Source organism: Bacillus sp. AF23, assembly GCF_020861455.1.
Taxonomy (GTDB): Bacteria; Bacillota; Bacilli; order Bacillales; family Bacillaceae; genus Bacillus; species Bacillus halotolerans.
The window spans coordinates 140057-153946 of sequence record NZ_JAJHVY010000017.1; the positions used below are offsets into that span (position 1 = coordinate 140057).

Here is a 13890-nt window from a genome sequence, read left to right on the forward strand (position 1 = left end):
ACACGTCGCCCTCATCCGCAACGTAAGCACTACTCTAAAAGATGACTTTTCCATTATGTAAAGCAAGCTGAAGATATGATTAAATAGAAAGTAAAATGGTGAAGGAGAGAACAAATGACAGCACAGATCAACCGTAAAAAACTAGTTGTCGGCATCGTACTTTCACTTGCATTTGTATTGTTTGTGTTCTCTTTTTCTGAGAGACATTCAAAACCGCTCGTTGAGGGAAAAAAACAGGAAAACTGGCATACTGTCGTCGACAAAGCCTCTGTCGACATATATGGAAGCCGTTTAGTGGAAGAAAGCAAACTAAAACAAAAGCTCGGCCATAAACAAGCCGATTCGGTACTAACCCTTTTGAAGCTTGCCAGCGAAAAACATATTGCCCTGTAAAAACAAAAAAGAGCCCTCGGCTCTTTTTTGTTTAATCCAATACAGTTTTTTTATCCGGATGACGCTGAAAGTCAAAAAGCATGCTGAGCTGTGACTGTGTGTTTCGTTTTGGAGAAAGCGGAGGGAGCCTGTCTTCCGGAAAAAAAGCGGCATGGTTCGTCTCAATCCCGGTTTTCTGCTGCCCGCCCGTTATGCTGCATTCAATGAAGATCTTATAGTAATGATAAGGCTGAGGAGGATGAGGATGCTTATGGCTGTCCAGCACGGCCAGTAATCGGGAAGACACTGTATCGTAACCCGACTCTTCTTTGATTTCCTTGATCACATTTTCAGCGGGCGATAAACCAATTTCACAAAACCCGCCTGGGAGTGACCACAGCTCGTCATGCTTCTCCCGAACGAGCAATATGCGATTCTCTCGAAATACCGCGCCGCGAACATCCGCCTTCGGTGTCGGATAGCCTTTCTCGCCTTTCCATAAATCTGTAATGGCTTCGATATCGGTTTGTGAATAATCTGCCATCATCTCCAAGCTCAGTTCCATCAGTTCTTCGTACCTTTCCCTGTCATACACATCCTTGGAAAAAGCAAGCCCCGCCTGTGCGATCGCCTGAATTCGCTGTGCCCGTTCCAGCCATTTGGTTTGCATAATTGATCACCTCACTACTATTTTATACTATCAATCTCTTTTAAATTAAAAAAGCATGCTCCGATTTTCCGGTGACATGCTCAAAAGATACCTTAATTCAGTTTTACGAAATATGTAATATCCTCTGTTTCAAAATTTAAAAACGATGGACTATATGACAAATTAAGGTTTTTTTCTCCTTTTGGAATCACGAAACTGACTGTGCCTGTTACCTTTTTACCCGAGGCTAACTTTCCTGATTTAAGGCTTGTTTTCAGGTCAGCAGTAGATACTATGTTTGCTCTGATTGATTGATCTTTGCCATCTTTCAATTCAAAACCGCCACTCGTATAATTGAAAGACTTGTCGCTTGTATTTTCGATCGTTACCTCAGCTATTAAAAATTCTTCATTATTATTTATTGTTTTTTCTTTCTCTCCAATTTTTGTCTTATACTCGCCTTGTTCTGCCGTCGTATATACTTTATTGACCGAGAAATTTGTGCTGGAAGCTTTAAAAGTTTCGCCTACTTTATGCACCTTTTCATCCGTTTTGGTTTCTTTTTCCTCTGTTTTCTTTTCCGTTGCTGTTACTTCTTTCTTTTCTGTCTTTTGCTCAGCTGACGCATCACTGGACTGGCTGCACGCAGAAAGCGCAAATCCAATCGTTAGCACAAACAAAATGAATAATGCTTTTTTCATTGCTGTTCCTCCATCTAAAGTAATCGTTTTCTATTATAATCACGCTTTTCCTTTTCTTAACAGGGAACAAAGTAACAAATTACTCTATCATATTCATTCATAGTATAGGTCAGCCAATGACATAGATATTTATCCTTTACTGGAAAAAATACTGGACAGGCCGATGATGGCTTATCCTCTTCCAAAACAAAAGCTTCTTTGTCTTGTTTCTATTTTAGATATTTTATCCTAGTTCCCAAGACTCATCTCACAAAAAACCCGAGCTGGCATTAGCCGGCTCGGGCGGGTGTCAATCTCGCTTATCCATTCCCCTTTTCTCTCGGGGTTCCTGATGATGTTTTTGATGTTCCGGAGGCTGAGTTGTGCGTTCCAGCTCCTTTGTATCTTGTCCCATTCCTTTTAAAAAGGAGAACAGCAGCGTAACCGCTTTGTTGATTTCCGGGTCTTTAAGCGAACGGATGATATCAAAATAACCTGTTTTCTCTTCGCTGTTCTTCTGTTCTACCGCGTTCGCCACACCTGCATTCACTTTCAGTATGAGCGGCTCCAGCTGTTTGACATCCAGCATGCCGAGTGTTCCAAACAGGAGAAGCAGGTTTTTAAGCATATTGGCCGTTTCCTCTGTATCTGCCTTTTTCACTAGGATGTCAAGGACTTTATCACCTTGGCCAAAAAGGCCGCGGAGCAAAGGCAGTACGCCCCGATCGTTCATGTGCCCAAGCATTTGCAGCGTCTCCAGAATGGCTTCTTTGTTGTCGACTAAGGCATCTTCGATTTCTTCCAAATCACGTTTGCGCTGATCTTCTTCGGTCACCTGTACTTTCTGAATGCGTTTAATCGCTTTAGCCATTGTGCCCAATCCCCCTTTTCACAGCATCGCCAGGGAAGATGTAATCCTTCCGCGCCCATTTTTTATGAACCTGCACACCGATTTGCGGCTGCGGATTTCCGTTGCGGTGATTGATTTTAGGCAGCGGATTGATTCCATCCTGCTTCAAGATTTCCATCTTCGCTGATGTTTCTTTGTACGCAGGCGTGTCGGTATCCTTGTCTGCGTGGCTGCCTGTTAACAGGTTGATCGCCGCTTCCCCAGAATCGTTCATTGGCAGATACACTTCCTTCCCTTTGACACGATCAGTGATCAGGCATTTCACCTTCACATTTCCAAAAGGCGACGTGAGTCTGACAAGGGTCCCGTCCTGGATCCCCCGTTCTGCCGCAAGCTCTGGAGAAATTTCTAAGAATACATGCGGCGTTTTTTCAGAAATACCTTTTGATTTATACGTCAGGTTTCCTTCATGGAAGTGCTCCAAGAGTCTGCCGTTATTTACATGGATGTCATATTCCTCACCGAACTCCTCAGGCTCAGTCCATTGAACCGGATAAAGAATCGCTTTGCCGTCCGGAAAAGGAAAGCGTTCTGTAAAGAGTAAAGGTGAATCCTTCCCATCAGCACTTACAGGCCATTGCAGGGAGTTGTAGCCCTCAAGACGTTCATAAGTTACTCCTGCATAAATTGGTGACAGCATTGCAGCTTCTTCCATAATGTCGGAAGGATGCTCATAATTCCAATTGGCCCCAAGCTTATTCGCTACCTCCATAATAATCTGCCAGTCCGGCTTTGATTCACCCATAGGTTCAAATACCTGGTATAAACGCTGAATACGGCGTTCAGTGTTTGTAAAGGTTCCTTCTTTTTCAAGGCTCGGGCTCGCAGGAAGAACAACATCTGCAAATTCTGCCGTCCGAGATAGGAAAATGTCCTGCACAACAAAGAAATCAAGTTTTTCATATGCGGCGTGTACATGATTGATATTAGAATCGACAAGGCCCATTTCTTCCCCTTTTACATACATCGCTTTCAGCTGGCCGGAATGGATTTTTTCAATCATTTCATGGTTGGTCATGCCCGGCTCCTTCGGCAGCTGTACACCCCAGGCTTGTTCGTATTTCTTGCGGACTTGTTCATCCTTCACTTTTTCATAGCCCGGCAGGCTGTCTGGCATGCTTCCGAAGTCACTTGCTCCCTGCACGTTGTTATGGCCGCGTAATGGATAAGAACCCGCACCCGGTTTTCCGTAGTTTCCTGTGACAAGCAGCAAATTTGAAATCGCAGTGCTTGTATCGCTGCCTCCAATGTGCTGTGTCACGCCCATGGCCCACAACGCGCACACACTGTCAGCCTCATGAATCATTTCAGCCATCTGAATCAGGGTTTGTTTATCAATTCCGGTTTTCTCCTCTGCATATTCAAGTGTGTACGGCGCCAGGCTTTTCACGTATTTATCCCTGCCGTTGACCCTTTCCTGCAAAAAGCGTTCATCGGCCTTGCCGTTTTCAATCAGATATTTGGCGATGGCATTCAGCCAGACGATATCTGATCCGGCACGCGGCTGAACAAATAGATCAGAACGCTCAGCCATTTCATGTTTTCTGATATCAGCCACGATAACCTTCTGCCCTCTCAGCTTGTGAGCCCGTTTAATGCGGGTAGACAATACCGGATGCGACTCTGATGTGTTCGAACCGATAATTAAAACAAGATCTGCCTGGGCGATATCTGTAATCGATCCTGAGTCACCGCCGTATCCGACTGTTCGGAACAGGCCGGCAGTAGCCGGAGACTGGCAATAGCGCGAGCAGTTATCCACATTATTTGTGCCGATAACCCCTCTGGCCAGCTTTTGCATCAGGTAGGATTCTTCATTCGTACATTTAGACGACGTGATAAAAGCAAGTGAGTCAGGGCCACATTCTTCTTTCAATTCAGTGAACTTGCTTGCGATCAGTGTTAAGGCTTCCTCCCACTCTGCTTCCCGGAAATGGTCGCCTTCGCGGATGAGCGGTTTTGTCAGACGCTCCTCGCTGTTTACAAAATCCCAGCCGAACTTGCCTTTTACACAAGTGGAAATGCCATTGGCAGGCGCCTCCTCCTGAGGCTCCACTTTCAGAATATCTCTCCCCTTAGTCCAAACATCAAAACTGCAGCCGACACCGCAATAGGTGCAGACGGTTTTTGTTTTTTTGATTCGTTCATCACGCATGGCAGATTCCATGTCAGAAATGGCGAGAATCGAGCCGTATCCTGTCTCTACGCCTTTCGTGATCTCGATCATCGGGCGCAGTGATTCGTTATTGATGCCTGTTAAATATCCGGCTTCCCCTTCCATTCCTTTTTCCATCATCGCGTTGCATGGACATACGGTTGAGCAATGGCCGCACGACACACATGACGACTCGTTAATCGGCACGTCATTATCCCAAATGACGCGCGGGCGTTTCCGCTCCCAGTCAATGGTCAGCGTTTCAGTTACCTGAACGTCCTGGCATGCCTCAACACAGCGTCCGCACAAAATACATTGATCTGGATCATAACGATAAAACGGATGGGATTCATCCTTATGGTATGGCTTGTGATCAAACGGAATGCTTTGGTGATTGATTTTCATTTCCTTCACCGTATTATGTATTTCGCATCCCCCATTGTTGTAATCGCAAACTGTACAATAAAGCTCATGATTATATAAAATCTTGTCCATCCCGATGACCTGTGCCTTTTTCACGTCAGACGCAAGCGTATCAATGACATCGCCATCCTTTATTTCAGCTGAGCACGATCTCTTCAGCTCACCATTGATGCTGACGATACACGTATCACATGTTTCTATCGGCCCAAGGCTCGGATGATAGCATACTTGCGGCACTTCGATTGAACTGTTATTCAAAAGCTGCAGCACCGTCTGGTCTCCGGCTGTCTCCATCTCAACGCCGTTGATTGTTACTTTTTTTGTGTCCGCCATCTCCATTCCCCTTTCTTGCGTTTATATACCGAATTACCCATTTCAGTTCCCTTACAAGTGCTGATTAAAACATACAGAGCGCATACAAATGTTTTAATGCACGAACACCGGGAAACGTCATGATAGACATAAAGGGAGGGATAACCATGAAGAAAACCATTTCCGCATTAACAGCAGCGGCAGCACTGTCAGGCACTGTTTTTGGCTTTGGGACGGCAATTCCGGAAAAAGCTGCCGCTCAGACAAATCCGCCTGCTGAAGAAACAACCTCATCATCCGCTAAGCTTGTAAAAAATCTTTATAACACCGCTTTTACAGGTGAAATGCCGCAGCAGGTACAAGGTCTTACGATTAACAAAAGCACAAAAGGGGATGTCCATGCCAAGATGGGAGAACCGGAAAGACCGGCTGGAGGAAACAATATGTTTGATCTATACAGCTGGAATATGGGAAATCCCGGCTACGGCTTTTCCTATAACAAAGACATGACCATTTCAGAAATCCGTTACTTTGGAACCGGAGTAGAACGCCGTCTGAATCTTGGAGGGGTTACACCGGATGTGCTGAGCGATCAAATTGGCCCCGCCGACCGAATTTTAACCGTCCCATTCACGGATGAAATCGACTATATCTATGATACAGGCCGTTATGAGCTCCATTTCGTCATTGGAAAAGACCAGACAGCCAACCATGTCAATCTAAGAGCAAGATAAAAGTACCTGCGGCTGTTCAGCCGCTTTTTTTATGGACAAAGTGAGGATGGATTCCTTACAATACATGGGAGGGAAAATGCGGGAAGAGGTATCAATCATTCATGAGAAGGAACCGGTTCATATATGCGGCCTTTACAATCCTCATCATCGGGTTGGGACTGGGGTCAAGAGCATTCTCCAGTTTTCTCCCGGATATCGTCAATGCCTATCTCGGAGATGCACTGTGGGCCGCAATGATTTTTACGGGCTGCGGCTTTCTGTTTCATACGATGAAAACCATCACAACAGGCATTATCAGCCTTTCATTTTGCGTTATTATCGAATGCAGCCAGCTGTACCATGCTGAGTGGATCGACCGGATCAGGGACACTTCGCTCGGCGGCCTCGTGCTGGGGTACGGATTTTTATGGAGCGATATCATAGCTTATACGATGGGAATTGTCACCTGCACACTCATAGAGCTGATCCATCAAAACATTAAAAAGCGCCGCTGACGTGACGCTTTTTCTTATGTCGAGAACAGCCCGCACTGAGACAGAATCGTCTCTGTATCCAAGAGTGTGGCCTCCTTTATATCGACCCGGTGTTTATTCATAAAAGACTGAACAGCGTGATATCCAACTGCATATCCGGCAAAAGCAGATAATCCCGCCGGCTCGAAGCCTTGCGCTTTCGCTATTTGATCTCCAAACATGTAACGGCTCACCTCCGAAAAGCCTTTTACATCAATCACCTCTTTTATGACTTCAATGGAATATTGCAAATCGTCCCGATCAAAGCGAGTAACCCAAGGGCCTAATTGTTCTTCGCCAAAGAGCTCCCGCGCAAATGACTCAGCCAGCCCTTCAATGACAAGATAATCCCCGACTGACACAGAACCTCGGTGAAAATCAAAATACGAAAACCGCAGATTATGGTGAAATTCATGGGCAATAATCGATGAAATCCTAAGAAGGTTATAGCTGTTCGGATACATCCAAACGTGAATAAAGCCTGGAATTCCCCCAAACCCGCAATACCCTTTTTGCAGCTTCAGCTTGCTTGGATCAGCAATGTAAAGCCCGAACCTCATTTCTTCCGCATTTACTCGCAGCTTTTCACGCTCGGCAAAATGTATACACTGCTGCAGCGCAGATTCAGCAGTCTCCGCAATATGCAACTGCTGCAGTTTTCTCAATGCTTTCTGTCCGATTTCAGCATTACACACATCCAAATAACCAAGCATCTTTACAGCCATGATTACATCATATCCATTCGGTGTCTTCGCTTTTAGGGGAACCTGTATGGCGCTCCACATTTTTTCAAACGGTCCCATCATCGTATACCGAAATTCGTCCGCTCTTTCGTGTTCTTCCATCGAAAACAGCTTTTCATATTGCTGAAAGGTCTGTTCTATTACGATATTCATCCTAATCCCTCCTTACAAAAAATATACGGTATGCCGCAGCGTAAGGGTCAACAGAAAAAATTAAGCCTTTCTGCCCTATAAAATCAAAGCCGCCCGCCGATAGGTAAGGCATAGGAGGTGTAGCAATGGATATTCCTGCATTATCAGTTGCCATGCATCAAGCAAATCTGGCCCAAAATGTTGATATCGCTTTAACGAAAAAGATGCTGGACACTGCCCAGCAAAATGCTGATCAAACCCTTAAGCTGATTCAGCATCCGACGCTCGGACAAAAAATTGACCTGAAAGCTTAGCTTCACACCCCAGGCGGCCAAGTACTCCATCCTTCCGGCCGCCTTTATTTTTCCAAAAAAAGCATGCATGTTTTGGCCTTTCCTCCGTATGATTTATTGTTTGTCATTTTAAGGAGGTCAGGAAGAAATGAAAAGAATCGTTAAAAAGGTGTCTTTGGTGTTGTTCGCATTCGTATTTATTTTTGCCATCAAGGGAGCACCCGCTCATGCGGAAACGCATGCCTACGATGGAAAAAGCCCTTATTACAATGATTGTGCGTCCAGCGCCGCCACAAAAAAATCTTCTAACTTAGTGAACGCAAACAATCAAGTCATCGGAGTCGTCGAGCTCAAGTTCAGCAGTACATGCAAAACGGCATGGGCAAAAATAACGATGAACAACACCTTGACAACAGGCTATGAAGCAAATGCGGAAATAACCCGGAACACAGATAAAAAGAGATATAACTGTGACTCTGCAGGCGGCAATGGCAAAGCGGTGGCAGGCCAAAAATCTTGTTATACGCCTATGGTCTATGACTTAGACCCGAGAACCTCCTACGCTTTCGGTAAATATTCAGGCCCCAACCTGAATGTATGGGCAACCACAGGCTCTTATTAAAAAGAAAAAAGGCTGTCCAACGGGCATTTCCCGCGACAGCCTTTCCACATTTATTTAGCTTCCCTTTGTTTTTTTACCTCTTCCAGCTGAGTGACCGTCACCAATTGATAGCCTTGATCGGTCAGTCTTTTGATAATCTCATCGGCCGCATCAGCAGAAGTGCCGTAAATATCATGAATTAAAATCGTCTTTCCGTCAGCCGCGTGGCTCATGACTCGGTTGACAATTGTATTTTTATTTCGGTCTTTCCAATCTTCCGGATCAATGTCCCATAACGCGACATCCATTTTCAGCTTGCTGCGCAGTTCATCATTAATGCCGCCATATGGAGGACGCACAAGCGTCGGACGATACCCGCTTATTTTTTCAATCATGTCCTGCGTGTCATTGATCTGCTTTACAGCCTCTTTCACTGAAAGCCTTGTGAGAAGCGGGTGGCTCCATGAGTGGTTCCCCACTTCATTTCCTTCTTTCAGCATTCTTTTTAACGTTTCCGGATAATATTGAACCCTGCTGCCCAGCACAAAAAACGTTGCATGCCCTTCATATTTCTTCAAGGAGTCCAGAATCTGATTTGTTGTCGCAGGATTCGGACCGTCGTCGAAAGTAAGCGCAATGACTTTTTTATTCGGATCAACTGTTTCTTCTTTGGGTAATGAAATGACTTCGTGCTTCGGTTTTTGTTCTTTGATTTTATTTTTGTTTTTCGCTTTATCAATATATTGTTCTTTCAATATATCTTTTAAAAGATGTTTCTTAATCGCAATCGACTGCTCTCCAAGATAGCCCGCAGCGACTTGATATGTATCAAAATAAAACTCGATATAATCTTCCTTGACGGCAAAACGGCTGAAATTTTCTTTTGCCGGTGCAGTTCCTTCTTTTAACAATTCGTCGTCCGCTGCAATGTCCTTATTCTTTTTAAGCTCATGATAAGCGATCAGCGAAAGCTTTTGTAAATAATCAGAGTCCTTTTTGAAAATATCATCAATAGAAAGAAAGGCTTCCTTGCTAAAATCAAAGTTAAATGTTTTTTTTACGTTTTGTCCATGCGCGCCGCCTATGTATTTATATTCATTAAAGACCACTGCCGCTGTCTGCTTGGCATAATGAACAATTTCATAATCGATGTTGAGTTCATTGCGCTTTTTTGTATGCTCCTGGTCAGCATCTTTCGTTTCCTTCTGAAATTGGCGAACCTCTTTCTCTGCGAAACTCTTTAATGCCGCGTCCATTTTTTTATTTTTAAAAACAGGGTAGTTGACCGCGTAATTGAATGTTTTCCCGTCATTCACAAGTGTTGCGATCTCTACATCTCCATACTGAGAATCGGTTTTTACCTGATTCATGACCGTTTCTTTTTTTGATGTATTATGGCAAAAGCCTATAAGCCCTGCCGCACAAACAACTGCTAATAATACTTGAAACCATTTGATTCTTTTCGCCAACAACACAAACTCCTTCTTTCGTAATCACTTCGATTTATATCCCATCAAAAGATTCAGATGATGTTCTTTATGCTTATTCGTACTCAATTAGAAATATTTTTGTAACATTAAAGTAACATTTATTTCACTTTTGTAATAATAGGAGATTTAGAAGTTCTTGTCAATCCCTTTCTGAGGATTTACTCAATTAAAAAAAACAATTTGGTCGATGGACATACACCCATTTCTCATATCAGGAATAAAGTAAACAGAATAAAAAATGCTAGGGAGGTAACCCTCTTGGAATTTCCTGTTAATTACGATCAATTTGAGCAAGTTTCACCTTTTGATGAAAGACAGCCATATTACTACCCGCGTCCGCGCCCTAGACCGCCATTTTATCCGCCTTATTATTACCCAAGACCGTTTTATCCGTTTTATCCGCGTCCGCCTTACTACTATCCGCGCCCTCCTTACTACCCTTGGTACGGATACGGCGGCGGATACGGCGGCGGATATGGAGGATACAACAGATAGCAGGCGGTGTTTACCGAGAATGGGGGCAGTCCAGCTCCCCTTTTTTTGTATAAAAATTGACAATATCATGACAAATACAGGAAATAATTGTGATCTGGCTGGCCTCTTGGTACGATAACTAAAGCATGCAGTTTTGGGGGAGGCGTCTATTTTTGGAGAATTCAAGAGTTTCTGCTCCGATTTCTGAAACAAAATACATAAAAGCCTCGAACCGGGTATCCGTTTACGATTTTATAAAGCTTGCAAAACCCGGCATTATCGTATCAAACTCGATAGCAGCCTTCGGCGGATTTTGGATCGCATTTGTGAGCTCAGAAATACCATTAACAGGACTCGCTTTTTTCATGACAATGATAACGGCAATGCTTGGAACCGCGTTCGTCATGGCCTCCGGCACTGTCTACAACAACTATTTTGATCGGCATATGGATGCAAAAATGGAGCGCACCCGCAGCAGGGCCTCAGTCACAGGAAAAATGCCGCCGGCTTTGATCTTAACGTATGGCTCTGTTTTAGGAATAGCAGGTCTTGCCATGCTGTATTCCCTCAACCCTTTAACTGCAATTCTCGGACTGGCCGCCTTTATTTTTTATGCCATCATCTATACAGTATGGGTGAAACGGGCCTCAGTATGGAGCACGTTTGTCGGAAGCTTTCCGGGAGCTGCTCCGCCGCTGATGGGTTATTGTGCCGTCACAGGAGAAATCAGTGTAACCGCCGTCATGTTATATGCCATTATGTTTCTGTGGCAGCCCCCGCATTTTTGGGCGATTGGGATAAGACGCAAAGAGGAGTATCAGGCGGCTGGTGTCCCGCTCTTGCCCGTTGTAAAAGGAAATCATGTAACGAAAGTAAAAATGATTCAATATATTGCAGTCCTGGTGCCGATTACGCTATTATTTCCTTTTTCTCTCGGCACCGGCCATATAAGCCCATTTTATTTTTTTACTGCCTTGGTTCTCGGAGGTATATGGATCAAAAAAAGCATGCAAGGATTCAAAACAGACGATGACGTAAAGTGGGCAAAGGATATGTTTGTCTACTCACTCATTTATTTTTGCTTGCTGTTTTTTGTCATGATGATTGATTCATTTGTAATGATGTTATTAATCTGATAATTTTATGCAAAAAGAGCCACACATTAATGTGACTCTTTTTTGTTTGGAAAAACAGTCTCTAATAGAAATGTCAGGATAATAAACACAGCCGCGCAAATCAAAAATCGGACGATTTCAGTCAAAATCCAGCTATGGGCAATACTTATATCATCGGTTTCCTGGAGGACTGCACATATTGAAAAAATAGTGAGTATGTATTTTAGGATTTCTTTGTTCATGGACACCATCACTTTCTCGATATGATCACCAATATCCAAAATAACACATAGCTGAGAGCGGCAAAAGCCGAAAGAGCAAAAAAGTACCGGCCCAGGCTGAACTAAATTTCCAACCAAATACATAATGGCTCTCCATTCTAAGATATGAATATATCAGGAAATATAGAAAAATTGCCCAACCGCCTACATTATGGTAATATATAATTTGCTTTTCTCATGTTCATTGATTTGGAGGCGTACGATGAAAGGGATTGTTTTAGTTGTTCAGCTTGGATTTTCATTCATGGCTTTTCTGTTTTTAGCCGCTGTCAATTGGTATCAAGGAAGCGAGCTTGTTTCAGATCAATTCGATTGGAATTACACAGCCACATTTTCAAAGCTTCTTAACGGTATTGACACCATCACCAGCCCCAAACAAATTTCACAGCTGGACTTTTTCATATACTCTGCGAAACACTATCCGGTCATAAGTATAGTGATGATCTGTTCGTTTTTATATGTGTTATTATCACTTTTTCTGCTGATTCGCAATTGCCACACGGCTCGATAAAGAATATGTCATTTCCACATGCCCCATTGAAATACCATATAAGGAGCACCGTTATGATCCTCCCCCTCTTTTTTCTTTCATCGCCAGTTCATCTAAAGGATATGGCAAGGCACAGCTCGCTCCGCGTACTTGATTTCTAAGCATTCCATGATTAGGTGCGCGATTTACATCTTCTCTATATTTGTATGGTTAATCAGACCTGCGTTTATATGATCCGATCTTGAATGTTCTTGCCTCATTGGTTATTTTCGGTTTCACCTTTTGTTTTTCCATCTTTCGGAACTTTTCTCTCGCTCTTTCGTATAACCTCACAGGAGGTATCACATGATGAAAGAGTATGAATTCGTTAGAGTCGAACTCAGTACCATGAGAAGAAGACCCAAAGAAGACTACCAACAAATCATTCGTGACTATGCTCAAAGAGGATGGAAGTTTATTCAGATTTTCGCCCCTAGTATAGACGGGTATGGAGCAGCTGCTTATTTTGAAATGATATTTGAAAGAGATGTGGAAGATGCTTAGTCTTTATGGCTAAAGCATTCTTACCATTGAGTAACTTATATTTATAAATGACAAATCATAAAAAGCTTACAATGAGTAAGCTTTTTTGACCCTTCATGACAAAGAAATACTCTAGTTTTTTCAATCGTGCTTCAAACTTCGCTTTCGTTTTCGCTCGATAAAGTCCATGCATCAGTTCAATGCTTAATCATTAACTTTCCCAGTATACGCATAGATCACCTGTCTTAGAAATTCAGCTAATCCCTCACCATGTTGATCGTAATATCGCTTAAAGCGCTCATCTGATACATACATCTCCCCTAGACCTGCATGAGCTTCTTTGCTGTAGTCGCTCCAATGATAAAGAAGCCATTTTTTGTGTAATTCCGCCGCTTTCAAGGCATCTTCACTTTTTGGATCTCCTTCTTCAAATGCTTTTTTAAGTTTTTCAAACATTTCTTTTTCTGTAGCGGTCAGCTCTTCATATTGCTCCTTTGTCATATTCAACACTTTTTGGTTAGTTTCTTCCACCGCTTCTTCTCCATACTTTTGGCGTATTTCCGCTCCGTATTTCCGCTCATTTTCTTCCACAAGCTCTTTTTTAAATCCTATAAATTTCTCTTCATCTCTCATCTTTTCGTTTCTCTCCTCTGCATGAATTGTTTTTTCTACATTTTGTATAAGGCTATCAATCCGGGCTCTTTCTTCTAGAAGCTCTGCATGATGATTCTTTAATGCTTTATGACGATTAAAAGATGGGGAAAAGATTAATTTTTTTATCTCCTCTAATTGGAAACCTAACTCTCGATAAAATAAAATGTGCTGTAATTCGTTGATTTCTTTTTCCCCATAAATTCGGTATCCTGATGAATTAATCCGTGCTGGCTTTAAAAGGTTAATCTCATCATAATACCTAAGCGTTCTTGTGCTGACTCCCGCTAATTTGGCTAACTTCTGAACGGTATATTCCATTTCTTCTCCCTCCTTATACATTAACCGTAC

General features: G+C 43.1%; 16 protein-coding genes. 9 read left to right on the forward strand and 7 right to left on the reverse strand.

Annotated features, from left to right (window positions below; genetic code table 11):
* Positions 1-114: 114 nt before the first annotated feature.
* Positions 115-393 carry a hypothetical protein gene (locus LNN34_RS09485; protein WP_024121023.1) on the forward strand — a complete coding sequence of 93 codons (279 nt, stop codon included), beginning with the start codon at positions 115-117 and terminating at the stop codon, positions 391-393.
* 31 nt (positions 394-424) lie between these two features.
* Here the strand turns inward: LNN34_RS09485 and LNN34_RS09490 are convergent, their stop codons facing one another.
* The 4 genes from LNN34_RS09490 to fdhF all read right to left on the reverse strand — a co-directional run bounded on the left by LNN34_RS09490 (position 425) and on the right by fdhF (position 5522).
* Complete coding sequence (locus tag LNN34_RS09490) at positions 425-1042, reverse strand: NUDIX hydrolase (protein ID WP_229043154.1); 618 nt, start codon at positions 1040-1042, stop codon at positions 425-427.
* A gap of 92 nt (positions 1043-1134) precedes the next feature.
* A complete protein-coding gene (locus tag LNN34_RS09495) occupies positions 1135-1722 on the reverse strand; it encodes a DUF4352 domain-containing protein (protein ID WP_044156301.1) in 588 nt (195 codons plus the stop codon).
* A 289-nt stretch (positions 1723-2011) separates the two neighbouring features.
* Positions 2012-2572 carry a DUF1641 domain-containing protein gene (locus LNN34_RS09500; protein ID WP_059292983.1) on the reverse strand — a complete coding sequence of 187 codons (561 nt, stop codon included), beginning with the start codon at positions 2570-2572 and terminating at the stop codon, positions 2012-2014.
* Entirely contained in the window at positions 2565-5522 is a 2958-nt protein-coding gene (gene fdhF / locus LNN34_RS09505) for a formate dehydrogenase subunit alpha (RefSeq protein WP_099042821.1), read from the reverse strand. Before fdhF ends, LNN34_RS09500 begins: the two co-directional genes overlap by 8 nt.
* Positions 5523-5668: 146 nt before the next feature.
* Between fdhF and LNN34_RS09510 the strand changes: the two genes are divergently transcribed.
* Together LNN34_RS09510 and LNN34_RS09515 are read left to right on the forward strand one after the other, a co-directional pair.
* A complete protein-coding gene (locus LNN34_RS09510; protein ID WP_215510632.1) occupies positions 5669-6235 on the forward strand; it encodes a YjgB family protein in 567 nt (188 codons plus the stop codon).
* 101 nt (positions 6236-6336) lie between these two features.
* Positions 6337-6729, forward strand: a complete 393-nt coding sequence (locus LNN34_RS09515; RefSeq protein ID WP_059336141.1) for a DUF2809 domain-containing protein — start codon at positions 6337-6339, stop codon at positions 6727-6729.
* Positions 6730-6743: 14 nt separating this feature from the next.
* Here LNN34_RS09515 and LNN34_RS09520 read toward each other — a convergent pair whose 3' ends face one another.
* The gene (locus LNN34_RS09520) at positions 6744-7643 is read right to left on the reverse strand and encodes a DUF2268 domain-containing protein (RefSeq protein ID WP_215510633.1); all 900 of its coding nucleotides are present in this window, start codon (positions 7641-7643) and stop codon (positions 6744-6746) included.
* A 125-nt stretch (positions 7644-7768) separates the two neighbouring features.
* Between LNN34_RS09520 and LNN34_RS09525 the strand changes: the two genes are divergently transcribed.
* Positions 7769-7936, forward strand: a complete 168-nt coding sequence (locus LNN34_RS09525; protein WP_010333849.1) for a YjfB family protein — start codon at positions 7769-7771, stop codon at positions 7934-7936.
* 127 nt (positions 7937-8063) lie between these two features.
* On the forward strand, positions 8064-8537 hold the full coding sequence (locus LNN34_RS09530) for a YjfA family protein (protein WP_044156310.1): 474 nt from the start codon (positions 8064-8066) through the stop codon (positions 8535-8537).
* A gap of 50 nt (positions 8538-8587) precedes the next feature.
* Here the strand turns inward: LNN34_RS09530 and LNN34_RS09535 are convergent, their stop codons facing one another.
* On the reverse strand, positions 8588-9988 hold the full coding sequence (locus LNN34_RS09535; protein ID WP_229043155.1) for a polysaccharide deacetylase family protein: 1401 nt from the start codon (positions 9986-9988) through the stop codon (positions 8588-8590).
* A 276-nt stretch (positions 9989-10264) separates the two neighbouring features.
* Here LNN34_RS09535 and LNN34_RS09540 point away from each other — a divergent pair, with 276 nt between their 5' ends.
* From LNN34_RS09540 to LNN34_RS09555, 4 genes are all read left to right on the forward strand, one after another.
* Positions 10265-10501, forward strand: a complete 237-nt coding sequence (locus LNN34_RS09540) for a hypothetical protein (protein ID WP_024121014.1) — start codon at positions 10265-10267, stop codon at positions 10499-10501.
* 125 nt (positions 10502-10626) lie between these two features.
* Complete coding sequence (cyoE, locus tag LNN34_RS09545) at positions 10627-11616, forward strand: heme o synthase (protein WP_229043156.1); 990 nt, start codon at positions 10627-10629, stop codon at positions 11614-11616.
* Between the two features lie 462 nt (positions 11617-12078).
* Positions 12079-12387, forward strand: a complete 309-nt coding sequence (locus LNN34_RS09550; RefSeq protein ID WP_215510636.1) for a YjdJ family protein — start codon at positions 12079-12081, stop codon at positions 12385-12387.
* A gap of 327 nt (positions 12388-12714) precedes the next feature.
* The gene (locus LNN34_RS09555; RefSeq protein ID WP_024121010.1) at positions 12715-12909 is read left to right on the forward strand and encodes a DUF4177 domain-containing protein; all 195 of its coding nucleotides are present in this window, start codon (positions 12715-12717) and stop codon (positions 12907-12909) included.
* A 183-nt stretch (positions 12910-13092) separates the two neighbouring features.
* Here LNN34_RS09555 and LNN34_RS09560 read toward each other — a convergent pair whose 3' ends face one another.
* Positions 13093-13860: a MerR family transcriptional regulator gene (locus LNN34_RS09560; protein ID WP_202656910.1), complete on the reverse strand. Its 768-nt coding sequence runs from the start codon at positions 13858-13860 to the stop codon at positions 13093-13095.
* Between the last annotated feature and the right edge of the window lie 30 nt (positions 13861-13890).